Source organism: Micromonospora sp. CPCC 206061, from assembly GCF_036906915.1.
Classification (GTDB): domain Bacteria; phylum Actinomycetota; class Actinomycetes; order Mycobacteriales; family Micromonosporaceae; genus Phytohabitans.
Genome location: NZ_JBAKHX010000072.1, coordinates 1 through 26,445 on the forward strand (window position 1 = coordinate 1; position 26,445 = coordinate 26,445).

Annotated in this window: 24 protein-coding genes and 1 tRNA gene; 10 read left to right on the forward strand and 15 right to left on the reverse strand. The window is 71.1% G+C overall.

Annotated elements, in window-relative coordinates; genetic code table 11:
• Positions 1-67: 67 nt before the first annotated feature.
• Entirely contained in the window at positions 68-1,885 is a 1,818-nt protein-coding gene (locus V6V89_RS32420; protein ID WP_442935263.1) for a metallophosphoesterase family protein, read from the reverse strand.
• A 4-nt stretch (positions 1,886-1,889) separates the two neighbouring features.
• Here V6V89_RS32420 and V6V89_RS32425 point away from each other — a divergent pair.
• Positions 1,890-1,966, forward strand: a tRNA-Thr gene (locus V6V89_RS32425).
• Between the two features lie 132 nt (positions 1,967-2,098).
• Entirely contained in the window at positions 2,099-2,593 is a 495-nt protein-coding gene (locus V6V89_RS32430; protein ID WP_334623351.1) for a DUF2231 domain-containing protein, read from the forward strand.
• A gap of 80 nt (positions 2,594-2,673) precedes the next feature.
• Here V6V89_RS32430 and V6V89_RS32435 read toward each other — a convergent pair whose 3' ends face one another.
• Complete coding sequence (locus tag V6V89_RS32435; RefSeq protein ID WP_334623387.1) at positions 2,674-3,099, reverse strand: NUDIX domain-containing protein; 426 nt, start codon at positions 3,097-3,099, stop codon at positions 2,674-2,676.
• Positions 3,100-3,223: 124 nt separating this feature from the next.
• Between V6V89_RS32435 and V6V89_RS32440 the strand changes: the two genes are divergently transcribed.
• On the forward strand, positions 3,224-4,855 hold the full coding sequence (locus V6V89_RS32440) for a fatty acid--CoA ligase (RefSeq protein WP_334623352.1): 1,632 nt from the start codon (positions 3,224-3,226) through the stop codon (positions 4,853-4,855).
• Positions 4,856-4,866: 11 nt separating this feature from the next.
• On the opposite strand, the gene ku is transcribed toward V6V89_RS32440, so the two are convergent.
• Positions 4,867-5,904, reverse strand: a complete 1,038-nt coding sequence (ku, locus tag V6V89_RS32445; RefSeq protein WP_334623353.1) for a non-homologous end joining protein Ku — start codon at positions 5,902-5,904, stop codon at positions 4,867-4,869.
• 128 nt (positions 5,905-6,032) lie between these two features.
• On the opposite strand from ku, the gene ligD (V6V89_RS32450) reads away from it, so the two are divergent.
• Positions 6,033-6,980, forward strand: a complete 948-nt coding sequence (ligD, locus tag V6V89_RS32450; RefSeq protein ID WP_334623354.1) for a non-homologous end-joining DNA ligase — start codon at positions 6,033-6,035, stop codon at positions 6,978-6,980.
• Positions 6,970-7,869: a non-homologous end-joining DNA ligase gene (gene ligD, locus V6V89_RS32455; protein WP_334623355.1), complete on the forward strand. Its 900-nt coding sequence runs from the start codon at positions 6,970-6,972 to the stop codon at positions 7,867-7,869. Before ligD (V6V89_RS32450) ends, ligD (V6V89_RS32455) begins: the two co-directional genes overlap by 11 nt.
• 4 nt (positions 7,870-7,873) lie before the next feature.
• Here the strand turns inward: ligD (V6V89_RS32455) and V6V89_RS32460 are convergent, their stop codons facing one another.
• Positions 7,874-9,514: a DNA repair helicase XPB gene (locus tag V6V89_RS32460; protein ID WP_334623356.1), complete on the reverse strand. Its 1,641-nt coding sequence runs from the start codon at positions 9,512-9,514 to the stop codon at positions 7,874-7,876.
• 320 nt (positions 9,515-9,834) lie between these two features.
• On the opposite strand from V6V89_RS32460, the gene V6V89_RS32465 reads away from it, so the two are divergent.
• Positions 9,835-10,506, forward strand: a complete 672-nt coding sequence (locus V6V89_RS32465) for a L,D-transpeptidase family protein (protein ID WP_334623357.1) — start codon at positions 9,835-9,837, stop codon at positions 10,504-10,506.
• Here V6V89_RS32465 and V6V89_RS32470 read toward each other — a convergent pair.
• Positions 10,503-12,845: a helicase-associated domain-containing protein gene (locus V6V89_RS32470; RefSeq protein WP_334623358.1), complete on the reverse strand. Its 2,343-nt coding sequence runs from the start codon at positions 12,843-12,845 to the stop codon at positions 10,503-10,505. The genes V6V89_RS32465 and V6V89_RS32470 overlap by 4 nt on opposite strands.
• A gap of 61 nt (positions 12,846-12,906) precedes the next feature.
• Between V6V89_RS32470 and V6V89_RS32475 the strand changes: the two genes are divergently transcribed.
• Both V6V89_RS32475 and V6V89_RS32480 read left to right on the forward strand, forming a co-directional pair.
• Positions 12,907-13,527 carry an HAD family hydrolase gene (locus V6V89_RS32475; protein ID WP_334623359.1) on the forward strand — a complete coding sequence of 207 codons (621 nt, stop codon included), beginning with the start codon at positions 12,907-12,909 and terminating at the stop codon, positions 13,525-13,527.
• Positions 13,528-13,561: 34 nt separating this feature from the next.
• Positions 13,562-13,948, forward strand: a complete 387-nt coding sequence (locus tag V6V89_RS32480) for a cold-shock protein (protein ID WP_334623360.1) — start codon at positions 13,562-13,564, stop codon at positions 13,946-13,948.
• A gap of 1 nt (position 13,949) precedes the next feature.
• On the opposite strand, the gene V6V89_RS32485 is transcribed toward V6V89_RS32480, so the two are convergent.
• From V6V89_RS32485 to V6V89_RS32520, 8 genes are all read right to left on the reverse strand, one after another.
• Entirely contained in the window at positions 13,950-14,726 is a 777-nt protein-coding gene (locus tag V6V89_RS32485) for a 1,4-dihydroxy-6-naphthoate synthase (protein WP_334623361.1), read from the reverse strand.
• A gap of 365 nt (positions 14,727-15,091) precedes the next feature.
• Complete coding sequence (locus V6V89_RS32490; RefSeq protein WP_334623362.1) at positions 15,092-16,321, reverse strand: CysS/YqeB C-terminal domain-containing protein; 1,230 nt, start codon at positions 16,319-16,321, stop codon at positions 15,092-15,094.
• Complete coding sequence (locus V6V89_RS32495) at positions 16,318-17,151, reverse strand: alpha/beta fold hydrolase (protein WP_334623363.1); 834 nt, start codon at positions 17,149-17,151, stop codon at positions 16,318-16,320. The genes V6V89_RS32490 and V6V89_RS32495 overlap by 4 nt, the downstream gene beginning before the upstream one ends.
• A gap of 10 nt (positions 17,152-17,161) precedes the next feature.
• On the reverse strand, positions 17,162-18,226 hold the full coding sequence (gene galT, locus V6V89_RS32500; protein WP_334623364.1) for a galactose-1-phosphate uridylyltransferase: 1,065 nt from the start codon (positions 18,224-18,226) through the stop codon (positions 17,162-17,164).
• Positions 18,223-18,993 carry a DeoR/GlpR family DNA-binding transcription regulator gene (locus tag V6V89_RS32505; RefSeq protein WP_334623365.1) on the reverse strand — a complete coding sequence of 257 codons (771 nt, stop codon included), beginning with the start codon at positions 18,991-18,993 and terminating at the stop codon, positions 18,223-18,225. The genes galT and V6V89_RS32505 overlap by 4 nt, the downstream gene beginning before the upstream one ends.
• Positions 18,993-20,960, reverse strand: coding sequence for a beta-galactosidase (locus tag V6V89_RS32510; RefSeq protein ID WP_334623366.1), 1,968 nt, complete (start codon positions 20,958-20,960; stop codon positions 18,993-18,995). The genes V6V89_RS32505 and V6V89_RS32510 overlap by 1 nt, the downstream gene beginning before the upstream one ends.
• Before the next feature lie 60 nt (positions 20,961-21,020).
• Positions 21,021-21,647 carry a response regulator transcription factor gene (locus V6V89_RS32515; protein ID WP_334623367.1) on the reverse strand — a complete coding sequence of 209 codons (627 nt, stop codon included), beginning with the start codon at positions 21,645-21,647 and terminating at the stop codon, positions 21,021-21,023.
• Entirely contained in the window at positions 21,640-22,767 is a 1,128-nt protein-coding gene (locus V6V89_RS32520) for a GAF domain-containing sensor histidine kinase (protein WP_334623368.1), read from the reverse strand. The genes V6V89_RS32515 and V6V89_RS32520 overlap by 8 nt, the downstream gene beginning before the upstream one ends.
• Before the next feature lie 124 nt (positions 22,768-22,891).
• Here V6V89_RS32520 and V6V89_RS32525 point away from each other — a divergent pair, with 124 nt between their 5' ends.
• Positions 22,892-23,566, forward strand: a complete 675-nt coding sequence (locus V6V89_RS32525) for an SDR family NAD(P)-dependent oxidoreductase (protein ID WP_334623369.1) — start codon at positions 22,892-22,894, stop codon at positions 23,564-23,566.
• Complete coding sequence (locus V6V89_RS32530; RefSeq protein ID WP_334623370.1) at positions 23,563-24,579, forward strand: S-adenosylmethionine:tRNA ribosyltransferase-isomerase; 1,017 nt, start codon at positions 23,563-23,565, stop codon at positions 24,577-24,579. Before V6V89_RS32525 ends, V6V89_RS32530 begins: the two co-directional genes overlap by 4 nt.
• Here the strand turns inward: V6V89_RS32530 and V6V89_RS32535 are convergent.
• Positions 24,576-25,481, reverse strand: coding sequence for a glycosyltransferase family 2 protein (locus V6V89_RS32535; protein ID WP_334623371.1), 906 nt, complete (start codon positions 25,479-25,481; stop codon positions 24,576-24,578). The two genes, V6V89_RS32530 and V6V89_RS32535, sit on opposite strands and share 4 nt — an antisense overlap.
• Positions 25,478-26,413 carry a sulfotransferase gene (locus V6V89_RS32540; RefSeq protein ID WP_334623372.1) on the reverse strand — a complete coding sequence of 312 codons (936 nt, stop codon included), beginning with the start codon at positions 26,411-26,413 and terminating at the stop codon, positions 25,478-25,480. The genes V6V89_RS32535 and V6V89_RS32540 overlap by 4 nt, the downstream gene beginning before the upstream one ends.
• Positions 26,414-26,445 lie beyond the last annotated feature (32 nt).

Below are 26,445 nucleotides of genomic sequence, written 5' to 3' on the forward strand. Positions count from 1 at the left end.
ACCGCAGTCGCTCCGGTCGCTGCGCTCCCTCCGCTTTGTGCGGTCTGCGGGCGGCGGCGCGCTCACACTACGGCGTGATGGTGATGGGCTCTTCCGCCAGACGCACGCGTAGGTCTTCGTTGGGCTCCAGCCAGGACGCGTCGGCTGGGGCGTCTGGGTTGGGGCGCCACGAACGGCAGATGCGGTCGACCGCGACCGGGTAGATCGTGACAGTGCGGTCGGCGCCGACGTGCAGCCGCAGGAACGCCTTGGAGTCTTCGATGCCCTGGCCGGCGAAGAGCTCGTTGAGGTTGACACCCATCGCTCCGGCCGTGACCAGGTATGCCGCCACCAGCTCACTCGCCACGAACCCCATGATCGGGCCATAGACGACCAGCGCGGCGACCACCGGCATCGGCCAGGGCCAGTCGACGAACGGGACCTGGAGCCACACCCACGTGCCCGCCGCGCCGAGGCCGATGTGCGTGAACCCGTGCGCCATGCCGAGCAACCAGTGCCGTGTAGAGCGTTTACCGCCCGCGGCGGGTGGCTTGGCGAAGAGGATGGCCCCCGCCATGACGAGCAGCAGCACGAGCGCCAGGGGGATGCTGAAGATGCGCTCTTCGAGGGCGCCGCTGCGGTAGGCCACGCCGGTCATCGCCAGCATCATCATGGAGTGCAGGATGCCGAGCATCACGGAGAAACCCGGGTTGCGGAACGGCAACCGCTGGAAGATCCCCCACCCGTACCGGCTGGACCGCGCCTCGCTCGGGTAGCAGCCGGCGAGGCGGTACGGCCGGCTGCGGCTGGCGCGGCGGGCCTTGGTGTCCGGCGGCGGCACCGTGATCTCTCCGGGCAGCTTGTGCGTCGGGTACAGGTAGGCACCGCCCCCGCCACACGTGACGAGCTGCCGATCGGCTCCCTCATATCGGGCGTAGTGGTGCAGGTCGCCAGCCACGATCAGTCGCACCTGGGCACCGGTCGGCGCGACGACCGTGCGGATGAAGTAGTCGACCGCGTCGTAGGACTCCGGGTTGTCGACGGCCTTGACCCACGTGGGCGCCGGCACGACCAGGATCACCCGGTGGTGGGGCCGCAGCTGCGTCGCCGCCTGCTCAAAGTAGATCAGCTGTGGGTCGTCGAGGTATGCCCCGAACTGCTCGTCGATGCCGTACAGCCACCAGTCGCCGGGCAGTTCGGTGGCGAAGTACGAGCGGTGTTGCGCGGTCTGCCAGCCGCCGATGGCGCCGTCCTTGCGGCGCGCGAAGAGCCGCAAGAAGGCGGTCAGCCCGTCGTACCAGTCGTGGTTGCCGGCGATGGCGAAGAGGGTCGGGCGCGGCCCTGACTCTGGCGGGCATGGCAGCGCCGCCTGGTAGGGCCCCTTGCAGCGGTCTTCGTACGCGGCGCCGCTCGCCGTCGGGTATACCTGGTCGCCACCCATGACGAGGATGTCGCCGCGCGGCAACCGGTGACCGTCGACGTCGAGCTCGCGTTGGGCGAGCAGGTAGGCGACCGAGTAGGTGGCGTTGAACCCGTCGCCCAGGTCGGCCACGTAGTCGAGCCACACCTCCTCGCCAGTGCCCGTGACCTTGTGGACGTTGCCCGGCAGTGCGTTTTGCAGCTCGCGCTTGTCCAGGTATGCCCCGAAGAGGATCGCCAGCAGCGTGCGCAATCCGGTGCTCAGCAGCAGGAGCGGGGCGAGCCAGGGCACGGGCGGGCGGGGGGTGAAGCCGAGCTCGAGCGGGTCGAGGGTGCGGGGGCGCGGCCGGCTGGTGGGTGCGGCTTCGACCGGGGCGGCAAGGTCTTCCGTCACGGGTGGCAGCGTAGTCGCGACCCCTGTCGATCTGTCGGGCTGGTCGGGTAACCGATTCGATCGGGGGAAGGTGGGTGCCGTACACTTGACGATCGTTGCCGCCTTAGCTCAGTCGGTCAGAGCGACGCACTCGTAATGCGTAGGTCGACGGTTCGATTCCGTCAGGCGGCTCCATGCCGAACAAGGCCTCGGGAAACCGGGGCCTTGTTCGCTTTCGGTGATGATCGTCGCGCTGGGCGTATGTTTGGTCGATAGCGACCCGGGTACCGCTGACCTTGGCAGCGGGCCAAGCAGGGAGCGATCGCCATGGAGACTCGGCTCAAGATTTCCGGACACCCGGTGCACCCGATGCTGATGACGCTGCCGTTAGGTCTCTTCGTGTGCGCCGCGCTGTTCGACTTCGCCGCGGTCACCGGCGGCCTCGCGTTCCTCGGCCAGGTCGGCTACTGGACGATCGTGGCCGGCCTCTTCGCGGCGGTGCTCGCCGCAGGTGCCGGCATGGTCGATCTCTGGGACGTGCCGGGTGGTGCCGGCAAGCGCCGCTCCGTGGCTTATTTGCTGGTCAATCTCGTGATGGTGGCGCTGTATGCGCTCGTCTGCATGGTGCGGGTGGAGACCCAGACCAGCGCGCCGGGAGTCGCCGCGTTCCTGCTTGAGCTGCTTGCGCTGGCCGCTGGCGGATACGGGGCCTGGCTGGGCGCCACGATGGTGCGCCAGTTCAGGATCGGCATCGAGACCGAGGCCGAGGCCGAACCCGAGTTCGATGCCCTCGAAGCGCTCGGTGAGGGCCGGACTTACTGACTGGTTTGCCCGCAAGCCCGCTGACCTGCCGGCCTTCTGCGCGAAGATGTTCGAGGAGATCGCCGAGGGCAAGCACTGAGCTACTTGAGGACCATCTGGCCGGTGCGTTCGTAGGCGGCCAGGTCGGCGAGCGTCTCCGTCACGGTCGACGAGAGCGGCGCGGGCAGGCTGTCCAGCGCGAAGAAGCCCGCGTCGGTCGTCTCGTCGGTGACCCGGACCAGCTCGCCGGCCCACTGGTCGATCCGGAAGGTGACCACGAAGAGCTGGTACGTGTCGGCGTACATGTTGGTGAAGGTGTATGCCGGGCCGGTGTAGAAGCCGAACGGGGTGACCGCGCCCGCCTGGAGGCCGGTCTCCTCGTAGACCTCGCGTACCGCGCAGTCGGCGATCGACTCACCCAGCTCCATGGCCCCCGCCGGCATTGCCCAGACGCCGTTGTCGGCGCGGCGGATCAGCAGCACCCGCCCCTCGTCGTCTCGGACGACGCCGCGCGCACCGACGAACATCAGCGTGCGGTCACCGGCGAGGGCGCGCAGTTGACCGAGGTACGACTCCGCCCAGGAAATGCTCGCCACGCACCGATCCTAGATCTCTTCCGGAGTGTGACGAGGGCCACTAGATTCGGTAACCATGCGCAGCACGATGATGGACGTCCCGTTGCTGGTCTCCCGGATTCTCGACCACGGCAGCACCGTGCACGGCGGCGCCGAGGTGGTCACCTGGACCGGCGCCGAGGGGCGCCGCATGACGTACCGCGAGGTGGGAGCGGCCGCGGCGCAGCTCGCTCACGGCCTTCGCGACGACCTCGGGGTGACCGGCGACCAGCGGGTCGCCACGTTCATGTGGAACAACGCCGAGCACCTCATCGCCTACTTCGCCGTGCCGAGCATGGGCGCCGTGCTGCACACGCTCAACCTGCGGCTCTTTCCCGACCAGCTCGCGTACATCGCCAACCACGCCGAGGACCGCGTGGTGATCGTCGACAGCACGCTGGTCCCGCTGCTGGCGAAGGTGCTGCCCCAGATGTCCACGGTGGAGCACGTCGTGGTGGTGGGCGGCGGCGATCCAGCGCCGCTCGGCGACCGGGTGGCCGTACACCGGTGGGACGACCTGCTGCGCGACAAGCCGACGCGGTACGACTGGCCGGAGGTCGACGAGCGCGACGCCGCCGCCCTCTGCTACACGTCCGGCACCACGGGAAACCCGAAGGGCGTCGCCTACTCGCACCGCTCCATCTGGCTGCACTCGATGCAGATCAACGCGCCGGAGGGGTTCGGTCTCGGGCCGGCCGAGCGCGAGCTGGCGATCGTGCCGATGTTCCACGCGATGTCGTGGGGCATCCCGTTTGCCGCGTTCATGTCGGGGGCGACTCTGATCATGCCGGACCGGTTCCTGCAGGGCGGCCCGATCGCGGAGATGATCGCCGCCGAGCGCCCGACCAAGGCGGGTGCGGTGCCCACTATCTGGACCGACCTGCTGGCATACCTCGACAGCCACGACGTCGACGTCTCCTCGCTCCACGAGGTGATCGTCGGTGGTTCGGCGTGCCCTCCGGCGCTGATGCACGCGTTCGCCGACCGGTACGGCATCCAGATCATCCACGCCTGGGGCATGACCGAGATGTCGCCGCTCGGCTCGGTGTCCCGCGAGCCGGCCGGCGCCACCGGCGACGACGCCTGGGCCTACCGGTACACGCAGGGGAGGGTGCCGGCGGGCGTCGCGGCGCGGATCGTCGGCCCGCTCGGCGAGATCATGCCCGCCGACGGCGCGTCCGTCGGCGAGTTGGAGGTCCGCGGTCCGTGGACGACGGCACGGTACCTGGGTGACGACGAGCCCGACCCCGAGAAGTTCCGCGACGGCTGGCTGCGCACGGGCGACGTGGGCACGCTGTCGCCCGATGGCTTCATCACGCTGACCGACCGGGCCAAGGATGTGATCAAGTCCGGCGGTGAGTGGATCTCCTCGGTCGAGCTGGAGAACGCCCTCATGGCGCACCCCTCGGTGCTGGAGGCATGCGTGGTGGGCGTGCCCGACGAGCGCTGGGGAGAGCGGCCGCTCGCCACGGTCGTGCTGCGCGAGGGCGCCACCGCCTCGGTCGACGACCTGCGTGACTTCCTCGGCACCCAGGTCGCGAAGTGGCAGCTGCCGGAGCGGTGGGCGTTCATCGAAGCGGTGCCCAAGACCAGCGTGGGCAAGTTCGACAAGAAGCGGGTGCGGTCGAACTACGCCGGTGGCGAGCTGGAGGTCACCGAGGTCGAGTAGCCGGGTGCTCGTCAGGCGGACTTGCGCGCGGTCTTCTTGGCGGGCGTGGCCTTCTTGGCGGTGGTCTTCTTCGCCGGCTCGGCCGACTTGGCGGCGGCCGCTGTCTTCTTGGCAGGTGCCTTCTTCGCCGGTTGCGCCTTCTTCGCCGGCGTCTTCTTCGCGGCGGCCGACTTCGTAGCCTTGGCGCCCTCCTTACCGGCATCGGCGGTGGTAGCCGATTTCTTGGCCGACCGGGCCGACGTGATCGGGGTCGGCTCGCCTGAGCCTTCGCCGCGTGCCGCCTTGGCACGCTCGACCGATGCGCGCAGCGCTGCCATCAGGTCGACCGCCGCGGCCGGCGCCTCCTCGACCTCCTCCGGCTGGACGACCTCGCGCCCCTCCACCTTGGCTTCGATGACCTCCTGCAGCGCCTCGCGGTAGTTGTCGGTGTAGTCGGTCGGCTCGAATTCGCCGGCCATCGAGTCGATCAGCGACCCGGCCATCGCGAGCTCGGGCGGCCGCACCTGGATGTCTTCGTCGAGGAACCCGAAGTCCGGCTTACGGATCTCGTCGGGCCACAGCATCGTGTTGAGCAGGAGCACGCCCTCACGCACCCGGAGCGTGGCGAGCTGCTCGCGCTGGCGCAGGGCGACCTTGACGATCGCCACCCGGTCGGTGTCGGTGAGCGCGTCGCGCAGCAGCACGTACGGCTTGGTGGCGGCGCCTTCGGGCTCCATGAAGTACGCCTTGTTGTACAGGATGGGGTCGACCTGGTCAGCCGGCACGAACTCCAGCACGTCGATCGCGTGCGAGGTGCTCAGGGGCAGCTCAGCGAAGTCTTCGTCGGTGAGGATGACCATCTCGCCGCCGCCGATGTCGTACCCCTTGGCGATGTCGTCGTAGGTGACCTCTTCGCCGCAGACCGAGCATGTGCGCTTGTACCGGATGCGCCCGCCGTCTTCGCGGTGCACCTGGTGGAATCGGATGTCTTTTTCTTCTGTGGCGGAATAGAGCTTGACCGCGATCGATACAAGACCGAAAGATACGGCGCCCTTCCAGATTGCCCGCATGTCGCTCCCCTACCCCGTGAGCTGGTCAGGAACCCCCGCCGCGCCTCGTGCAACAGCCCGTTGCTCACCAGCATCGCATCGGGTGGAACGGGACGCGAGAGTTTCCGTCGGCGATCTATGGTGAGGAAGTGCCAGGTGCACCGTTCCGGCCGATGCTTGCCACCACGAGCGAGCGGCTGCCGGGCGGGCAAGGCTGGACGTACGAGTTCAAATGGGACGGCGTGCGCGCCATTGCCGATATCCGTCAGGGGTCGGCGCGGTTCTGGGCCCGGTCCGGCGCGGAGGTGACGGCGGCGTATCCCGAGCTGGCGCCGCTCGCCCGGGTCCTCGACGACGCTGTGCTCGACGGCGAGGTCGTGCTCCTCGACGAAAAGGGCCGGCCGTCGTTCGTCGCGCTGGCCGAGCGGATGCACGTGCGCGACCATGCCCGTGCGGCCCGGCTCGCCGCGACCATTCCGGTGACGTACATGATCTTTGATCTGCTCCGCTGGCGCGGCGCCGACCTGACCGGATGGCCCTACCAGGACCGCCGCGCGGCGCTGGAGGCCCTCGGGCTTGCCGGATCGCGCTGGGCCGTGCCGCCCAGCTTCTCCGACGGGCCAGCGACCGAGGCGGCGGCGAAGGAAAACCAGCTCGAAGGCATCGTCGCGAAGCGACTCGACTCGGTGTACCGGCCCGGCGCCCGATCACCCGACTGGCTAAAGGTCAAGTCGGACGTCACGGTGGAGCTCGTGGTGGGCGGCTGGCGGCCCGGCGCACGCCGGATCGGCGGCCTGCTCGTCGGCGTACCGCGCCCCGATGGGCGGCTCGACTTTCGCGGACGGGTCGGCGGTGGCATCGGGGTCGCCGCCGAGCAGGCGCTCCTCGACGTGCTCGAACCCCGGCGCGCACCGACGTCACCCTTCGCGGCAGGAGACGTGCCGCGCGAGGATGCCCGCGGCGCGATCTGGGTAAGACCGGACATCGTGGTGGAGGTGAAGTACGGCCAGCGCACGCCGGACGGGCGGATGCGGTTTCCCCGCTTCCTGCGGCTGCGTCCCGACATGACCCCGGAGGATGTGACGGATGCCGCGTGAGCAGCGGATCAGGGTGGAGGTCGACGGCCGGAGCCTGGAGCTGTCCAACCTCGACAAGGTGCTCTTTCCGTCGGTCGGCTTCACCAAGGGCGAGGTCATCGACTACTACACACGGATCGCCCCTGTGCTGCTGCCGCACCTGCGAGACCGGGCGCTCACCCGCATCAGGTTCCCGAACGGCGTGGACGGGGCGTCGTTCTTCGAGAAGAACGCGCCCGGCGGCACGCCGGACTGGGTGCGGCTGGAACGGCTGCCCGTGCCCGGCTCCACGAAGTCCCGCGAAATGCTCGACTACGTCGTCGCGGACGACCTGCCCACGCTGGTCTGGCTCGCCAACCTCGCCGCTCTCGAACTGCACACTCCACAGTGGCGAGTCGGCGCAAACCCCGATCTGATGGTCGTCGACCTCGACCCTGGTGCGCCGGCCGGTTTACGGGAGTGCTGCGCGGTGGCCGTGCTCATGCGCGACCGGCTCGCCGACGACGGGCTCGACGCCTACCCGAAGACGTCCGGCAAGAAGGGCATGCAGCTCAGCTGCCCGATCGCGGGCACGCAGTCGGCGGAGGAGGTGTCGGGGTACGCGAAACGGATCGCCGAAGAGCTGGAGCGTGGCAACGCGAAATGGATCACCTCGAAGATGGCCAAGCGGCTCCGCCCGGGCAAGGTCTTCATCGACTGGAGTCAGAACAGCGCCACCAAGACCACCGTGGCGCCCTACTCCTTGCGCGCCCAGCCGACGCCGACCGTGTCGACGCCGTTGACCTGGGACGAGGTCGAGGCCAGCGCTGCCCGCGCCTTCACCTCCGACGAGGTCCTCGACCGCATCGACGAGTACGGCGACCTCCTCGAGCCCCTGCTGACCCCGGGCCCCGAACTGCCCGCTGGATAAGGCGTCAGGTGAGGACGTCGTCGGCGTCGACGATGGTGTACGCGTAGCCCTGCTCGGCCAGGAAGCGCTGCCGGTGCGCCGCGTACTCCGTGTCGATCGTGTCGCGGGACACGACCGTGTAGAAGTGCGCCTGGCGCCCGTCGGCCTTCGGTCGCAGCACCCGCCCGAGCCGCTGCGCCTCTTCCTGGCGTGACCCGAACGTCCCCGACACCTGGATCGCGACCGTCGCCTCGGGCAGGTCGATCGAGAAGTTGCCGACCCGCGAGATCACCAGCGTCTTGAGCGCCCCCGAGCGGAACTCGTCGAAGAGCCGCTCGCGCTCCTTGTTCGTGGTGGCGCCCTGCACGATCGGCGCGTCGAGGGCCTCGCCCAGTGAGTGGAGCTGGTCGATGTACGCGCCGATGACCAGGATCTGGTCGCCCTTGTGGCGCTCGACGAGGGCCTTGACGACGGGCAGCTTGCTGCGCGCGGTGGCGGCGAACCGGTACCGGTCTTCCTGGTCGGCGGTCGCGTACGCCATCCGCTCGTCGTCTGTGAGGGTGACGCGGACCTCGGTGCAGTCGGCCGGGGCGATCCAGCCCTGCGACTCGATGTCCTTCCAGGGCGCGTCGTACCGTTTCGGGCCGATCAGGGAGAAGACGTCGCCTTCCCGGCCGTCTTCCCGGACCAGGGTGGCGGTGAGGCCGAGCCGGCGGCGGGCCTGGAGGTCGGCGGTGAACCGGAAGATCGGCGCCGGCAGCAGGTGCACCTCGTCGTAGATGACGAGGCCCCAGTCGCGGGCGTTGAAGAGGTCGAGGTGGGTGAAGGCGCCGCCGCGCCGGGCGGTAAGCACCTGGTACGTCGCGATGGTGACCGGGCGGATCTCCTTGCGCTCACCGGAGTACTCGCCGATCTCCTCTTCGGTGAGGGAGGTGCGGGCGAGCAGTTCGCGCTTCCACTGGCGGCCGGCGACCGTGTTGGTGACCAGGATCAGCGTGGTGGCCTGCGCCTGGGCCATGGCGGCCGCCCCGACGAGGGTCTTGCCGGCGCCGCAGGGCAGGACGACGACGCCGGAGCCGCCGGCCCAGAAGCCGTCGACCGCTTCCTGCTGGTACGAGCGCAGTGTCCAGCCCTCGAACGACAGCTCGATCGTGTGGGACTCGCCGTCGACGTAACCGGCCAGGTCTTCCGCCGGCCAGCCCAGCTTGAGCAACGCCTGCTTGAGCCGTCCTCGCTCGGACGGGTGCACGACGATCGTGTCGTCGTCGACGCGAGCGCCCAGCATGCCGGCGAGCTTCTTGGACTTGCTCACCTCGGTCAGTACGGCCCGGTCGAGGCCGCGCAGCACCAGCCCGTCGGTGGGGTGGTTGAGCAACTGGAGCCGGCCGTACCGGTCCATGGTCTCCGCGACGTCGACGAGCAGGGCATGTGGCACGGGGTACCGCGAGTAGCGCAGTAGCGCGTCGACCACGCCCTCCGCGTCGTGCCCGGCGGCGCGCGCGTTCCAGAGGCCGAGCGGGGTCAGCCGGTACGTGTGCACGTGCTCCGGCGAGCGCTCCAACTCGGCGAAGGGTGCGATCGCCATCCGGCACGCTTGCGCGTCGGGGTGATCGACCTCCAGAAGCAGCGTCTTGTCCGACTGCACGATCAGTGGTCCACCAGTCACGCCCGGGCCCCTCCCAAAAAGACCCTCAAGTGTTGCACGGCCTTGTCACACTCCCGAAGAAACCTTTCAGTTGACGCAACCGGAGTGGTACCCCTGTGCGTCTACGAAGGGACAACTGCTCTGGGGAGGGCGCCGTGGTTGGGAGAGGCTCGCGGCTGGTCGCTGTGGCGGTTGTCACGTTGATCGGTGCCGGCGCGTGCGCGTTCGAGTCGCAGCCTGACCCGGGTGGAGCTGATCTCCAGCCGGTGAATGCGGCAGAAGGTACTACGGGGGCGAGCGCGACGCCCGGTCCGATCGAAACACCCACACCCAGCCCCAAAGTGACGACGAGCCCCAGCCCGAAGGCCACGACCAGCCCCAAGACCACCGCGTCGCCGACGCCGAGGAAGACCACCAAGCCGGGGTGCCCGCAGGGCGACAACCAACGCGAGGTCGAGACGGCGCTGGCCAAGCTGGGCGGATTCGGCGCGATCACCGTCGACGGCAGGCAGTCGGCCGCCGACTGCGCGGCGATCAAGAAGTTCCAGCAGCGGTACGGCATCTCGCCGGCCGCCGGACGTGCCGGCCCCACCACCGCGGACGTGGCGAAGCGACTCGCCGCGACCGACACCAGCAAATGCAAGGGCGGCAGCGGCACCACGTTCTGCGTCGACCTGACCCACCAGACGGTCTGGGCGATGAAGGGCGGCAAGGTGGTGTTGAAGCCGACCGTCACGCGCACCGGGATGTCCGGTTACGCCACCCCGACCGGTGTCTACAAGGTGCAGAACCGGGCGCTCAAGGAGTGGTCGAACCCGTACGAGGTGTGGCTGCCGTACTGGCAGCGGTTCAACGGCGGGATCGGGTTCCACGAGACCACGACGTACATCCACGTGAAGCCGATCGGCTCGCACGGCTGCATCAACCTGCTGGCGTCCGACGCCCGCGCGTTCTGGAACCTCGGCAAGGTCGGCACCCGGGTACACGTCTTCGGGCGCCGCCCAGGTACTTAGGAATCCAACACCGCGGCGGTGATGCGGTGAAGGGCGAACGTGTGAAGCATTTCGGTGCGTTCGTCCTCGGCCCGCAGGTACCCGGCGCCTATGGACACGGGCCGCACCAGCCGGGACGCGGTGGCCCCGTGCGCGTCGACGTATCCGACCCAGACCAGCGCCTTGTCGCGTACGGCCTGCTGAAGCACGGCGAGCGCCTGCGTGTGCGCCTGCACGGCGGTGAGTCCCTCGACGTCGTGGCCGTTGGCGGCGCGGACGGTGACCGGCGCGCGGCGAGCTGCCCGGGCGGCGGCGTCGCCACGCCGGATGTGTTCGACGATGCCCGCGAGCCGCGGCGGGGTGAGGCTGGGTGCCTCCGGTTGGAGGGCGGCGGTCGCGCGCATCGCGGCGCGGCGGGTCTTCGGCCGGGCAACGACGGCGGCGCCGCTCGCGTCTTCGTGCACGGGTGGGTACCCGGCGTCGCGCAGCGCGGTGAGCAGCCGGCCGACCTGGTACGGGGTGGCCAGCACGGTGGGTGCGAGCCGGCGCAGCCCGAGGGCGGCGAGCCGCCGGTCGGCGAGGAGCTGCACGAGTAGTGCTTCGTCGTCGCTGCGGATGTAGGCGCCGGCGCCCCCGACCCGCAGGCCGCCGTGTTTGCGCGCGACGTCGTCGACCAGATAGGTGAGGCCCTGCGGCACCGGGGTGCGCGACCGCCGGCGGAACAGGGCGTGTAGGTCCTCTGCCGTGTACCCGGCGTCGAGCGCGCGCCGAAGGCTCGCCTCGGTGACCCGATACACGCTGGCCCCGCCTGCGGACTCGTGCTCGGCGACAACCTCCAGCTCGTCCGCGAGCGTGGGCTCGGGCGGTCCGGGCACCACCACGGTCAGGTCGGCCTGGACGAGGACGTGGTCGACAGGCGCCGGAAGCAGCCCGTCGAGCTGCCGGGCCACCTCGGAGAACTCACTGTCGCCGCTGGCGCGTACACCAAGCGGGTCGTTGTCGGCCGCGCTGCCCTGACCGTCGGACGCTGCCAGCAGCCGGCCGTACGAGGTGACCGCACCCAGCCCGGTCACGCCCAGCGTGGCCGCGTCGGCGAGCACCGCGCGGTGTGCGTTCTCGCGGCCCTTGGCGCGGCGCGGCGCCCGCCACGCGAGCTGCGCCAGCACTTCCTCGGGCGTCGGGGCGGTGCCGGGCGGCAGTTCGCCCAGCATCTCCAGTACGGCCTGCCGCGCGGCCGGCGCGCCCGCGCGTTCCACCTCCATGGAGAGCGCGTTGATCGGGCGGTCGCGCTCGTCGCGCTGCCCGACGAGGCTGGCCTGCCTGGTCATCGCGAGCCACGCGGTGGCAAGCCGTTCCCAGCGCGGCGCGAGCGCTTGGCCCCGCCACGCGTCGTAGCCGATCGTGGGCAGGAACAGCGGCTCGCCGGCCGACCGCTCCGCCTCGCCGGCGAGCCCGGCGGCGTTCGCGACCTCCAGCAGCAGCGCCGCGACGGGTTCCTCGACCCCGATCGCCTTGGCGAGGCGGCGCAGGTCGCGCACGCCCATGCCGCCCGAGCGCAGCATCGCCGTGGGCTCGGCGTCCAGCGCCTCCAGCAACGTTTCGGCGAGCCGTACCACTTCCATCGCCTGCCCGGCTCCGGCGGAGTCGGCGGTCTTCGGGTCGCGGGTCGTGCCGGCCACCGCGGGCGGCTCGGGCCGCACCGCACCGAGCGGGCCCAAGTCGCGGCGCAACAGCATCCCGACCTCGCGCGGCATCTCCACCGCCTCGTCCGAGATCCGCACGAGCAGCGCGTTGTCGACCAGCCAGCCGACGGGCGCGTTGGCCGCGCCCGTCAAGGTGCCGACCGGCGGACCATCCGCGAGGCGGTCGAGCACCGCACGGGCCTGCGGCGGCGCCGCCAGCAGCGTCCGGCGTAGGCGGGCCGGGTCGGCGCACAGGGCCGCCGTCCGGGAGTCGAGATCCGCCGCCGGTCGGCCCAGGCCGGCGGGGTACGGGGACGAGACCTCGTCGACGGCGGGCACGACGTGGAGGGCGTCGTCGCGGCCGGTGATGAGGAACAGGGCACGCAGCCGGGCCAGCGCCGCGCGCGCCTCGGGCCGCGCCGCCATCGCGAGCACGGCGTCGATCGAGGTGGTGTGGTCGCCCGGGTCGCGGGTCAGCCGGGCGGCGTCGAGGATCTGGAGTGTGAACTGGTCGAGCCCGTCGAGCGCGCGGGCCACCGAGACCCGGGACTGGGCGCGCACAGCCAGCGCCGACAGGTCGGCCGGCACGGGCATGACCAGGTCGGGGCGGAGCCGGAGCAGCTCGCCCAGCGCGGCGTCGGTCAGTGACCGCAGGTGGTCGGCGAATGTGGTGGCCATCGTCGTTCAACGCTAGCCGTGCGACGATGATCGCGGTAACGGCTCTGGGGAGGAAGACCGGGTGACTGAACCGCTGGTGGTCGGATTCGACCTGGACATGACTCTGATCGACTCGCGGCCGGGCATCGCGGCCGCGTTCCGCGCGCTCAGCGCCCGCACCGGGGTGCACGTTGACGCCGACGCCGCGGTGGCACGGCTTGGCCCGCCGCTGCGCCACGAGATACGACTCTGGTTTCCGCCCGAGGAGGTGGAGGCGGCGGTCACCGAGTACCGCGGGCTCTACCCGGACTACGCGATCACGCCGTCGACCCTGCTACCCGGGGCGGAGGCGGCGGTGCGGACGGTGCGTGACCTGGGCGGTGGCGTGGTGGTCGTCACGTCGAAGCTCGGCCGGCTCGCCCAGCTGCACCTCGATCACGTCGGCCTGCGGGCCGACCACGTGGTGGGCGATCTATTCGCGGAGGGCAAGGCCACCGCGCTGACCGCGCACGGCGTGCGGCTCTACGTGGGCGATCACGTCGCCGACATGGTCGCCGCCCGCACGGCGGGCGTGCCATCGGTCGGGGTCACCACCGGTCCCTGTACTGAAGAGGAGCTGAAGGACGCCGGCGCGGACGTGGTCCTCACGGACCTGACCCGATTCCCAGCGGCGCTCTCCGCCCTACTCCAGTTAGCCTTGTGAGAATCAGCAAATCTCAACGAAGTAGAGGTCAACGGTGCCTACCGGTCGAGTGAAGTGGTACGACGCGCAGAAGGGCTACGGGTTCGTCACCAGCGACGAAGGTGGGGACGTGTTTCTGCCCAAGGGTGCGCTGCCCGGCGGCGTCACCGACCTCAAGAGCGGTCAGCGGATCGAGTTCGGTGTGGTCGACAGCCGAAAAGGTGCGCAGGCCATGGGCGTCAAGGTGCTCGATGCCCCGCCGTCGATGGCGGAGCTGCGGCGCCGCCCCGCTGAGGAGCTGCACGGCCTCATCGAAGACATGATCAAGGTACTGGAAGCGAAGATCATGCCCGACCTGCGGCGCGGCCGTTTCCCGGACAAGAAGACCGCCCAGACGGTCGCGCAGGCCGTGCACGCGGTCGCTAGTGAGCTCGAGCTCTAAGTCAGCTCGCGTTCGCACTGAGCAGGGCCTCGACCGCCGCGTGCCCCTCGTCTCCGAGGTCCGCGGTGAACTCGTTCACGTAGAGCGCGATGTGCTGGTCGACCACGTCGCGCTCCATCTCTTGCGCGTGTGACAGCACATAGTCGCGGCTGGCCTCCGGGTTGCCCCAGGCGTGCCGCACAGAGGCCCTGATCCATTCCGCCGCCGCGGCGGGGTCGACCACGCCGCGGCGGGCCAGGATCGCGCCCAGCGGGATCGGCAGCCCGGTTTTCGCCTCCCACCACTCGCCGAGGTCCGCCAGCGCGGTCAGCCCGTGCCGCTGGTACGTGAAGCGGGCTTCGTGGATCACCAGGCCGGCGTCGAAGCGGCCGGCCGCGACGCCCGGCATGATCTCGTGGAACGGCGCGACCTCTATCTTTGCTGACTTCTCCGCGGCCCAGTGCCGGAAGAGCAGGTACGCCGTGGTGCGTTCACCCGGGATGGCAACGGTCGCGCCCTCGATCGAGGTGCGGCCCGGCTGGGTGACCACGAGCGGTCCGCAGCCGCGGCCGAGCGCGCCGCCGCACGGCAGCAGCTCGTACTTGTCGAGCAGCCACGGCAGTGCCGCGTAGCTCACCTTCACCAGGTCGTACTCGCCCTTCTCGGCGGCGGTGTTGGTGACGTCCACATCGGCGTAGGTCACGTCGACCGGGGGCGCGCCGGGCACCAGCCCGTGCACCAGGGCGTGGAAGACGAACGTGTCGTTGGGGCAGGGCGAGATCGCCAGAGAGAGCGCCACGAAACAAACGGTAGCCCGGCCAACCGGCCGGGCTACCGTGCGCGGGTTTCTCTATGGGGTCAGAGGGTCCGGAGCACGTGCTCACCACCGCGCTGGGCCTGAGCATCGAGCAGGCGCGGCATCGTCCTGGAACGGGAGCGCGCGGGCGGGTTCGCCTCGGTGCGGGATCTGGCGACACGCGGGCTGTTGCAGCCAGCTGAGCTGCGCACGCTGTGGGACGTGCTGATCGTGGTCCGCTGAGGGGTGAGAGCCCGTCACCGCTGATCGGGGCGGTCGTTAGGAGAACTGGCTGTGCCGTACAGCCTGCCGTCCCTTCCCAGCGGGGGGCTCTGTCCCGGGCCCCCCGCACCCCCCCCGCAAGCGCTTCATGAAGCGGCGGCTGACCACTCCGGACCACCGGGCGTGTCACGGACCTCGACACCCGCCGCCGCAAGGCGGTCGCGGACACGATCTGAGGTCGCCCAGTCGCGCGCCTCACGGGCGCTCGCCCTGAACTCCAACAGCAAAGATACGAACGGCTCCAGCACGTCGCGCGGGTCGTGCGCCCCGGCCCGCGCCAACTCTCCAAGGCGTATCACCATCGAGCGGAGCGCCGCCCGAGCCTGCTCGCCCTCGTCGGAGACGTTGGTGTCGGCGCCCCAGTCGACGATGACCTGCTCCAGGTCGAGCAGCGCGGTGACGCAGCCGTCGACGTCGCGGGCGGCCAGGGCGGCGCCAAACCGGTCGTCGAGCGCGTCGGCGGCCGCCTTGAGCGAGGTCTCGGGGGTGACGACGGCGACCTCGGTGATGGCCTCGACCGGGCCAGCTGGCGCGGCCACACCGCCGGGAATCGCCCCGAACTCGATCGCCGAACCGCTCGGGTGCACCACGCTCTGCCCCTGCCTTCGCACGGTGAGGCAACCGTTGCCGGTAACCGTCGCCTTGCGTGTGGCCAGGTCGAACAGGACCGCCGTGTGCTCGTCGACCCCGAGGATCACCGTGTCGGCGGGCAACTCGGCCTCCATGGCCGCGAGCCGCTCCTCACCGAGGTAGCAGTAGCGGGTGTCGTGGTGGCCGCCTTCGGTGTTGTCGTAGTGCGGGATCACCACGGACGGGAAGCCGAGCAGCGGCGACACCAGGTCGAGCCCGGGCACCCAGTGCGGCTCGATGCCCGCCTTGTAGATCTCGTACACCGGCACGGTGTGGCTGCCGAGAGTCAGCGCGGCGGCGCTCGCGAAGCAAACCGTGCCGCTGCTGAGCTTGGCGGCGATCAGGTCGGGCACCGGCGTGTCGTGCCACTGCCGCAGGGTGTATGTCGGACTGCCTGGCCCCGCGAAGATCCAGCCAGCCTCTCGCAGCCCTGCCAGCGCGCGCTCGCGCACCAGCGTGTCGTTGGGCGGACGCCGCCACGATACGACGTCGACGTGGCGACCCACGCTGGTGGCGAAGTAGTTGACAGCGCGCGCCGAGATGTCGTCGGCGTTGGACTGGAAGCCGTACGGGGTGTCGAGGAGCACCGCCTTGCGGTCGCCGACCCGCTCCAGGATTGCCCGGTGCGGCTTGACCATCGTGGGCGCCGTCTCCCCGGAACCCATGATCACCAGCAGGCCACTCATGTGAGGCTCAGGAGATCGTCGGCCAGCCGCTTCGGGTGTTGCGCGTGCAGGTCGTGGTCGCTGTCCGGGTACTCCTTGATGCTGGCCCTGTGCAGGGCGTCGGCAGCGGCCCGGACCCGCGCGCGGGCCTGTGCCGCCCGCTCCGGCCTGCCGGCGGGCAGCGCCGGCAGCAGCAGGACCGGCATCGACAGCGCCGGGTAGAACCGCTGCGGCGGGTCGTCGTACATGCTCCGGACGATCTCCATGTGCTGCGGTATCGGCAGCCGCCGTGACACGGTGCCGTCGGGCTCCGCGCGCAGGTTTGCCGCGGTGGCCTCGATGGCGGTGGGCGACCAGTCCGGATGCGCGCGGCGCAGGTGCGCCCGCAGGTCGTCGCCGTGCAGCCCGTCGACGTCGGGCGGGCGCAGGGCGCGGGCGCACGCCTCCCACGAGTCGAACTCCGACGCCAGGTCGATCCACCCGCCGTCGACGAGGGCCAGCGCCGACACCAGGGCCGGGTGCTCGGCGGCGAACCGGACGGCGACGTTGCCGCCCCACGACTGGCCGGCCACGACCAGGTCGCGCAGCTCCAGGGCGGTGGCCACGGCGGCCAGATCGGACGCCGCGGTGGCGGTGTCGAAGCCGCGCTCCGGCAGGTCGGACTCGCCGTGCCCGCGCAGGTCGACCGCGTACGACGGGTGGCCGGCCGCGGTCAGGGCGGCGGCGACCTCATCCCACAGCAGGGCGTTGGAGGCGAGCCCGTGCACCAGCAGGAAAGCCGGTGCGCGCTCACCCTCGTGCCGGCGTATGCGCAGCGTGGCGCCATCATCGACGGGCACACGAAGGTCCATGCCGATGAATCTAGGCCCCGCGTACGACACCATCCAGCGAACGGAGCATCTCGGCGGCCTCTTCCGGCACGACGTCGTTGATGAAGACGCCCATCGCCGACTCGGAGCCCGCCAGGTACTTCAGCTTGTTCGCGGCCCGCCGGATGCTGAAGAGCTGGAGGTGCAGGTAGCTGACGTCGCGGCCGACTCGCACCGGCGCCTGGTGCCAGGCGGAGATGTACGGCATCGGGTTGCCGAAGAGCGCGTCGAAGCGGCGCAGCACGTCGAGGTAGAGGGGGCCGAAGGCGTCGCGCTCGGCGTCGTCGAGCGCTGGCAGGTCGGGCACCCGGCGGTTGGGCGCGATATGTACCTCGAACGGCCAGCGCGCGGCGACCGGCACGAACGCCGTCCAGTGCTCGTTGGCGGCGACCACCCGGGTGCCGGCGGCCCGTTCGGCGGCCAGCAGATCGGCGTACACACAGCGGTCGCCGGCCGCTGCCAGCATCGCGCGGGTCCGCGGGGTGACGAAGGGGTACGCGTAGATCTGGCCGTGCGGGTGGTGCAGGGTCACACCGATCTCCACGCCCCGATTTTCGAAGCAGAAGACCTGCTCGACGCCGGGCAGCGCCGACAGCTCCACCGTGCGGTCGACGAGCGCCTCCAGGACGGTGCGCACCCGCGACGGCGGGAGGGTGGTGAACGAGGCGTTGTGGTCGGAGGTGAAGCACACGACCTCGCAGCGGCCCTGTGCGGGCCGGGCCACGATGTCCGGCGGCAGATCGACGGGCCGGTCGCTGAACGACGGGAACCGGTTTTCGAAGACCACCACGTCGTACTCGGCAGCCGGGATCTCGGTCAGCCGGTCGCCCCGCGAAGGACACAGTGGACACTCGTCGCTCGGCGGCAGGTGAGTGCGGGTCTGCCGGTGTGCCGCGATCGCCACCCACTCGTCGACCAGCGCGTCGTATCGCAGCTGCGAGGCGGGCGGCGGCGGGGGCAGGTCGCGACGGTCGGGCGTGTCGCGTACCGCGTCGTCCCGCTCGTCGAAGTAGATGAGCTGGCGCCCGTCGGCCAGCGTGGTCGGCAGCCTCTTCATGAGACGATCACCAGTTCCGCGACGTGTTCGGTCAGGATTGCTTGGCCCGCGGCAGGCAGGCCGGCGTCGGTCACCACCGTGTGCGCCTCGTTCAATGCGGCCATCGAGGAGATGCCCACCGTGCCCCACTTGGTGTGGTCGGCCAGGACGACGAGGCGTTCGGCCGCGGCGACGAGGGCCCGGTTGGTGTCGGCCTCCATGAGGTTCGGTGTGGTGAAGCCGGTGCGTTCGCTCATGCCGTGCACGCCGAGGAAGAGCACGTCCAGGTGGAGTGTGCGGATGGCGTTGACAGCGACCGGGCCGACCAGCGCGTCGGATGGCGTGCGCACCCCGCCGGTCAGCACGACGATCTGATCCGGCCGGCCGGCTCGGTAGAAGATGTCGGCGACCGGGATCGAGTTCGTCACCACGGTCAGCCCTGGCACGTCGGTGAGCCGCCGAGCCAGCTCGGCCGTCGTGGTGCCAGCCGACAGCGCTATGGCGATGCCCGGGGTGACGATCTCGGCCGCCCGGGCGGCGATGCCGGCCTTCTCCGCCTGCTGCCGGATCGACTTGGCCGCGAAGCCCGGCTCGTCCGTCGAACCTGGCTGCATCGACGTGGCGCCGCCGTGCACCTTGGCGAGCAGGCCCCGGTCGGCGAGCGCCTCCAGGTCGCGGCGGATCGTCATGTCGGAGACGCCGAACTCGGTGGCCAGGTCGGTGACCCGCACGCCGCCGGTGGCTCGGACGCGGTCGAGGATGGCGGCTTGGCGCTGCGGTGCCAGCATCAGCCCTCCCGGAGGACGGCGACGGATCCGGCGTCGAGCCTGCCCGCCCAGGCGGCGCCGGTGAGCAGGTCGACGCCGGTCGCGTCGACTGTCGCGGGCGCGCTGCCGTGGTTGAAGAGGAAGAGGTACGAGCGGCCGTCGGCGTGCCGGCGGCGCACAGCCTCCACATCGGACGGTACCGGGTGCGTGGGTGCGGCGCCGGCCTCGGCCGCGACCGAGGCGAGCAGAGCGCCCAGTGCGGGATCGGTGAGGCGCGTGCTGAGGTACCAGGCGGTGCCGCGCCGGGTGAGGGCGGGGCCGCCGGCCACGGGACCGTCCGCGTAGCGCGCGACCACATCGGCGGCGTCGGCGTGCAGCGCCTCCGTCCAGACAGCTCCAGCGGTGCCGTCATCGAGCCGGACCTCGTCACCCGGGCGCAGCGGATAGAACTCCTCGACCCGCACGCCCAGCAGATCCGCGAACGCACCCGGCAGCGGCGCGGGCCGCACCCGGTCGTGCTCGTCCACCAGCCCGCTGTACGGGCCGACGACGAGAGCGCCGCCGTCCTCCACATAGGAGCGAACATTCGTGGCGTCCGCGTCGGTCACCGCGTACAGGGAGGGCGCCACCACGAGCCGGTAGCCGGACAGGTCTGCGCCGGGCGGTGCCAGGTCGGCTGTGAAGCCGGCGCGCCACAGCGCCGCGTGCCAGCGGGCGATCTCCTCGAACGCCACCATGGCGGTGCTGGGCTGGTTGGGTGCCTCCTGCGCCCACGCGCTGGAGTAGTCGAGCAGCACGGCGACGTCGGCGACCGTGCGCGAACCCTCCACTTCGGACAGCTTGGCCAGGTGGGCGCCGAGCGTCACCACCTCGCGCCAGACCTTGGAGTCGCGGCCGGCGTGCGGCACCATCGCCGAATGCCACTTCTCCGAGCCGGCCCGGCTGGCCCGCCACTGGAAGAACAGCGCACCCTCGGAGCCGCGCGCGACGTGCCCGAGGCTGTGCTGGACAAGCTGGCCGGGCGCCTTGGCGAGGTTGTACGGCTGCCAGTTGACCGCGCTCGTCGAGTGCTCCATCAGCAGCCACGGTGCGCCGCCGGCCAGCGAGCGGGTGAAGTCGGCGGCGAACGCCACCTGTGCGGGCGCCTCGCGGGGGTCGTCGGCGACGAGGTAGTGGTCGTTCGACACGAGCCGGTCGGGGCCGGTCAGCTCCCTTCCCCACGCCCAGTAGTCGAGGTTGAGGCAGGCGGTCGTCATGAGGTTGGTGGTGATGGGCACGCCGGGTGAGAGCTTCTGGAGCAGGTCGCGTTCGGCGACGAAGTTGGCCAGGTGCTCGTCGGAGCTGAACCGCTTGAAGTCCAGCGCCTGACCGGGGTTGGACGACGTGGTGGTGGCGCGCGGCGGCTGCACCTGGGCCCAGTCGGTGTAGGTCTGCGCCCAGAACGTCGTGCCCCACGCGGCGTTGAGCGCGTCGAGGCTCTGATACCGGGCGCGCAGCCAGCCGCGGAACGCCTCTGCGGTCACGTCGCAGTAGCAGTGCGCGTTGTGGCAGGCGTACTCGTTGTGCACATGCCAGATCGCGAGCGCCGGATGGTCGTGGTATCGCCGGGCGAGCTGCTCGGTCATCCGGATGGCGGCCTGCCGGTACACGGAAGAGCTGGGGCAGAACGTCTGGCGACTGCCGTACGTGAGCCGGCGCCCGTCGGCCTCGACCGGCATGGCCTCCGGATGGGCGTGTGAGAACCAGGCTGGCGGGGAGGCGGTGGGTGTGGCGAGGCTCACCCGTACGCCGGCGCCGTGCAGCCCGTCGAGGATGCGGTCGAGGCGGTCGAACTCGTAGCGGCCCTCGGCCGGCTCCAGCCACGCCCAGGCGAAGATGCCGACGCTGACCAGGTTGACCCCGGCCTCGCGCATGAGGGCGAGGTCGTCGGCCCAGACCTCTTCGGGCCACTGCTCGGGGTTGTAGTCCCCGCCGTAGTGGAGCGCCACCAGCCCACCTCACTCCGCACTAAATCCAACAGACCCGAACAGTACCGCACGTTGGGTCTTCTAGACGAGGCCGGCTCGGACCGCGTACAGGGCGGCCTGAGTGCGGTCCTGAACGTCCAGCTTGCCCAGGATCGCGCTCACGTGGGTCTTCACGGTCTTCTCGGAGAGCGACAGCGAGCGGGCGATCTCCCTGTTCGATCGGCCGAGCGCCACCTCGGCCAGCACCTCCCGCTCCCGCGGGGTCAGGGCCGGCTCGCGGGCAGGCACGTCCCCGGCGGCCAGCAGCCGGGCCACCTCGGGGTGCAGCAGCACATGCCCGGCGTGCACCGCCCGGATCGCGGCGGCCAGCGCCGACGGGTCGACGTCCTTGTAGACGTATCCCGCGGCGCCGGCGCGCACGGCCGGCAGTACGGCGGACGGCTCGGTGAAGCTGGTGACGACCAGAACCTTCGGCGGATCGGGGAGCGCCCGGACGCGTCGCAGTGCCTCGGTGCCGTCCACGCCCGGCATACGCAGGTCGAGGAGGACCACGTCGGGGCGCAGCCGTTCGACCTGTGACACGCAGGTGACGCCGTCGGACGCCTCACCCACCACCTGGATGCCGTCCTGCACGTCGAGGAACGTCCGCAGCCCCTGCCGGACGACGGGATGGTCGTCGACCACCAGTACCCGGATCGGTTCACTCACCGATGGGCACCTCCAGCCGCACGGTGGTACCCGCGCCAGGTGCGGAGGTCACCCGAAGGCTGCCGCCGGCGGCCGACGCGCGCTCGCGCATCGACGTGAGGCCGAGCCTGCGCGCGGCCTGCGCGCGGGCCGCCTGGTCGAAGCCCCGGCCGTCGTCGGTGACCGTCAGCACGACGCGCCCGTCCCGCGTCGCCAAGCCAACCGATACGTGAGAGGGTTCGCCGTGCCGCAGCGCGTTGTGCAGCGCCTCCTGCGCGATGCGGTACACGGTCTCCTCCCGTGCGGCGGTGAGCCTCGGCACCGGCGCGCCCGTGAACGTGACGCCCGCCTCGTGTACCCGATCCAGCAGATCCGCCTGCTTGCGCAGCGCCGCCTCGAGCCCGTCGCCGGCGAGATCGATCGGGCGTAGCCCGATCAGCACCGCGCGCAGCTCCTCCACGGCTTCGGCGGCGAGCTGGCGCACCGTCGCGAGCTGCACCGCCGCCCGCGCGGCATCGCGCTCCACGACTGTTGCCGCCGCTTCCGCCGTCAGCCGCAGGCTGAAAAGCTTCTGGGTGACCGCGTCGTGCAGCTCCCTCGCGAGCCGGTTGCGCTCCTCCATGATGGACAGTTCGCGACTGCGCTCGTACAGGCGCGCGTTGACGATCGCGATCGCCGCGTGCCCAGCCAGCAGCCGCAGCAGCTCCTCGTCCTCGGCGGTGAACCCGCCCGGCGCCTGCTTGTTGGCCAGGAAGATCTCGCCCAGGATCTCGTCGCCGTCCGCGATCGGCATGCCGAGGAAGTCGGTCAGCTCGGGGTGCGCCCGCGGCCACCAGCCGAACTGCGGATGCGTCCGGATGTCCGCCAGCCGCACCGCGTCCGGCGAGCACAGCATCTGCCCGAGCACCCCGTGCTGCTTCGGCGGCGGGCCGATCGCGCGCCACTGCTCGTCGGTGAGGCCGTCGGCGAGGAACTCACCGAACCCGCCGTTGCGGTCCGGCACGCCCAGCGCGGCGTACCGAGCGTCGACCAGCCTGCGCGCCGAGGTGAGGATGGTCTGAAGCACCTCGCGCACCGACAGGTGGGCGGTGACCGCTAGCACCGCCGCGCTGACCTCGCGCAACTCGTCCCGATCGCGCACGCTTCCACGCTACCCATCGTGAAGATCAGCGGGGCCTAGGTCTTTGGTCCTAAGGCCAAAGACCTAGGCGGTGCCCGCCCGCCGCCCGATGGCGACCTCTCCCGACCGCCATAGCGTCGGTCGCATGGCTGGAGCAATCATCACCGGGGCCTCCCGAGGGCTGGGGCTGGCGCTGGCACACGGGCTCGCGGCGCAGGGATGGCGCCTGGTCATCGACGGGCGCGACCCGGACGCGCTGGCCGAGGCGGCCGCTGGGATCCCGTACGACGTGACCGCGCTGGCCGGCGACGTCACCGACCCGGCGCATCAGGCCGCCCTGGTCGCCGCCGCCGACCGGCTGGGCGGCGCCGAACTGCTGGTCAACAACGCCGGCATCCTCGGGCCGAGCCCGCAGCCGGCGCTCGCCGACTACCCGCTCGACGTGCTGCGCGAGGTCTACGAGGTGAACGTGATCGCGCCGCTCGCTCTCACCCAGCTCGCCCTGCCGGGCCTGCGCGAGCGCAAGGGCGCCGTCGTCAACGTCACCTCCGACGCGGCGGTCGAGGGGTACACCGGTTGGGGCGGCTACGGCTCGGCGAAGGCTGCCGTCGAGCAGGCGAGCCGGGTACTGGCCGCCGAGGAACCGGCGCTGCGCGTCTGGTGGGTCGACCCGGGCGACCTGCGCACACGCATGCACCAGGAGGCGTTCCCCGGCGAGGACATCAGCGACCGCCCGGAGCCGGACACGGTCGTGCCGGCGTTTCTGCGGCTGCTCGCCGACCGGCCACCGTCCGGGCGGATGAAGCTGGCGGATCTATGAGGTTCACGCTGCCCGCCGATCTGGAGGCGCACGAGCCGCCGGAGGCGCGCGGGCTGGCCCGGGACGGCGTGCGGCTGCTGGTCGGCGAGGTGTCGACCGGTGCCATCAGCCATCACCGGTTCGCCGACCTCCCGGACGTGCTACGGGCCGGTGACGTGCTCGTGGTCAACACGTCGGGCACGCTCCCGGCGGCGGTGCCCGTCGTCGGGGCCGGGCTCGCCGTGCACTTCTCCACCGGGCTGGCGGACGGGCAGTGGCTGGTCGAGCTGCGCAGCACAGACGGCAAGGCCAGCGCGCCGTACCACGGGGGCGCCGCCGGGCAGCGACTGCCGTTGCCCGGCGGCGGGGCGGTCACCCTGCGGGAGCGGTACTCCCGGGACCGGTTGTGGCGGGCCACGGTAGACAATGGCGAGGGGTCGGTGACGGCGTTCCTGCGCCGGTACGGCCAGCCGATCCGGTACTCCTACGTGCCCCGCCCGTGGCCGCTGCCGTACTACCAGACGGTGTTCGCGACCGAGCCGGGCAGCGCGGAGATGCCCAGCGCGGCCCGTCCCTTCAGTGAGCACCTCGTGACCAGGCTGGTCGCGGCGGGCGTGCTGATCGCACCGGTGCTCCTGCACACCGGCGTCGCCTCACCCGAGGCGCACGAACGCCCGTACCCGGAGTGGTTCGACGTCTCCGCGACGACCGCGCGGCTGGTCGTCGAGGCCCGTACGGCTGGTCGCCGGATCATCGCGGTCGGCACAACCGCGGTGCGCGCGCTGGAGAGCGCGGTCGGGCCCGACGGGGTGCCGCGCGCGTCCAGCGGCTGGACCGACCTCGTGGTGACGCCCGAGCAGGGGGCGCAAGTGGTCGACGGCCTGCTGACCGGCTTTCACGAGCCGCGCGCCTCGCACCTGGACCTGCTGGAGACGATCGCCGGGGGAGCGTTGCTGGACGCGATGTACGAGGAGGCGCTCCGCTCTCGCTACCTGTGGCACGAGTTCGGCGACGTCAACCTCATCGTCCCCTAGATGCCGCGACCTCGCTTGTGCAGGGCGTTCAGCACGTTCTCCACCTTCACGGTGCCGGTCATGGCGGCGAGCGCGATGGCGGCCCGAGGCTCCCGCCAGTTGGCGCGCACCGCCTCCCGCGTCCAGCGCCAGGCTGCCCCGCGGTTGCCGGTGGCAGCCGACCAGCACGCGAGCTGGCCGTAGACCCGGGCGGCGCCGGGCGGGCAGCCGCGGATTTCCGGATGCCGGGCCATCATCCAGCGCAGCGACGAGATCTTCGTGGCGTACTCGTACGCGTAGTGCGAGGACCGGCCCCACAGCACGCGTACCAGCGGCTGGTCGACGTGCGCGATGGGCGACCGGCGCGCGGCGCGCAACAGCAGGTCCCAGTCTTCGTTCTGGCTGCCGGGCGCGTCCTCGGCGACCAGGCTGAGCCGCGCGGAGTCGATCAACGCGGCCCGCCGGATGAGGAAGCTCGACGAGTGCAGCATGGACATCCGCGAGCGGGCGAGGTGGTCCACGGTGACCGCTTCGCAGCCGGCGAGGCGCGGCGTGTGCCGTCCGTTGTACTCCACCTCGATCGCACAGGTCGCGAACTCGCCGTCGCCGAGCGCCGCGACCTGGTGCCGCAGCTTGTCAGGTGCCCACTGGTCGTCGTCGTCGCAGAACGCCACAAGGTCGGTGTCCAGCGCGAGGATGCCGGTGTTGCGGGCACCAGCGAGGCCGGGTGTACGCCAGTTCGCGGCCACGAGCACCGGCACGCCCTCGGTGGTGGCGAGCAGGTAGTCCGGCTCGGACTGATCGTGGACCACGACGACGCGCAGCCGTCCGGGGTAGTTCTGGGAGCGCACGCTCGAAAGGGCGCGACGCAGCAGCTTGGGGCGGTTGCGGGTCGGGATGACCACGCCCACGGACGGTGTCATCGGCTCGACCTCAACGGGTACCCGTAGGCGCGCAGCAGCGGCGCGCACACCGCGCCCACCAGCCGGCGCTGGGTCGGCGGCAGCGCGCTGCGCCAGGTGTCGTCGCGGCGCAGCGGCACCTGGCCGACGGTGAAGCGCATCGGGTTGCCGGCGGCGCTGTGCACCGGTTTGAGCTCGGCGCGCTCCTCGGTGACGAAGTCGAGGTCGGCGGCCGACACGTCCAGCCCGGCGAACCCGGCCAGCTCCCGCAGGCCGCGGCGCGGGTCGGCGAGGAACTGCTCGTACCGCACCCGGCGCACCGGCACGCCCCGCCGCGCGAGCAGGCCGAACGCCGCGTTGTGCGCGTTCCACAGCAGGGCCGAGCGCGTGGGGGAGTACCGGGTCATCTCGGCGCCGTCGCCGGCCTCGGGCCGCACCACGGTCTTGGTCCACGAGTACGCGACGCCCCGCGCGTCCCGGACCACGTGCACGACGCGCAGGTCGATCCCGGGGGCCCAGCGCAGGCAGTGCGCGAGCGCGCTGTGCTTGGACGAGTCGATGACCACGCTCGCGCCGGACACCATGGCCGCCGCCTCGTAGATCGCGGAGTAGTACCCGGCGTACTCCTCGATCAGCTCGACGTGGTCCTCGGGCAGCCGCGCTGCTGCCAGCCGGGGGATGTGGCGCGTGCGTTCCACCATCTCCCGCAGGGCGAGGACCCGGTACACGTCGACCTGGTGCCAGCCGCCGAACGCCCGCTCGCCGACCGCGTCCCAGAAGTCGCACGCCGAGAACGCCGCCCCGCAGCCGCAGCGCTCGTCGTCGCGGATGTCGCGTTGCCAGAGATGCACGACCTCGCCCAGCGCGCACATCCCGGGCAACTCGCCGAGCAGGCGTTCGATCAGCGTGGTCCCGCTGCGGCCCAACCCGCCGATATATAACACCCGTGCCACTTTTCTCCACCTTCGCTCGTTCTGTCCATATA

Excerpts from the sequence above, each read along its gene's own strand:
- V6V89_RS32430 (WP_334623351.1), top strand. The coding sequence starts at position 2,099 with ATGGAGACTCGGCTCAAGATTTCCGGACACCCGGTGCACCCGATGCTG.
- V6V89_RS32435 (WP_334623387.1), bottom strand. The coding sequence starts at position 3,099 with ATGTTCGTCGGTGCGCGCGGCGTCGTCCGAGACGACGAGGGGCGGGTG.
- V6V89_RS32440 (WP_334623352.1), top strand. The coding sequence starts at position 3,224 with ATGCGCAGCACGATGATGGACGTCCCGTTGCTGGTCTCCCGGATTCTC.
- ku (WP_334623353.1), bottom strand. The coding sequence starts at position 5,904 with ATGCGGGCAATCTGGAAGGGCGCCGTATCTTTCGGTCTTGTATCGATC.
- ligD (WP_334623355.1), top strand. The coding sequence starts at position 6,970 with ATGCCGCGTGAGCAGCGGATCAGGGTGGAGGTCGACGGCCGGAGCCTG.
- V6V89_RS32470 (WP_334623358.1), bottom strand. The coding sequence starts at position 12,845 with ATGGCCACCACATTCGCCGACCACCTGCGGTCACTGACCGACGCCGCG.
- V6V89_RS32490 (WP_334623362.1), bottom strand. The coding sequence starts at position 16,321 with ATGAGTGGCCTGCTGGTGATCATGGGTTCCGGGGAGACGGCGCCCACG.
- V6V89_RS32495 (WP_334623363.1), bottom strand. The coding sequence starts at position 17,151 with ATGGACCTTCGTGTGCCCGTCGATGATGGCGCCACGCTGCGCATACGC.
- galT (WP_334623364.1), bottom strand. The coding sequence starts at position 18,226 with ATGAAGAGGCTGCCGACCACGCTGGCCGACGGGCGCCAGCTCATCTAC.
- V6V89_RS32505 (WP_334623365.1), bottom strand. The coding sequence starts at position 18,993 with ATGCTGGCACCGCAGCGCCAAGCCGCCATCCTCGACCGCGTCCGAGCC.
- V6V89_RS32525 (WP_334623369.1), top strand. The coding sequence starts at position 22,892 with ATGGCTGGAGCAATCATCACCGGGGCCTCCCGAGGGCTGGGGCTGGCG.
- V6V89_RS32530 (WP_334623370.1), top strand. The coding sequence starts at position 23,563 with ATGAGGTTCACGCTGCCCGCCGATCTGGAGGCGCACGAGCCGCCGGAG.
- V6V89_RS32535 (WP_334623371.1), bottom strand. The coding sequence starts at position 25,481 with ATGACACCGTCCGTGGGCGTGGTCATCCCGACCCGCAACCGCCCCAAG.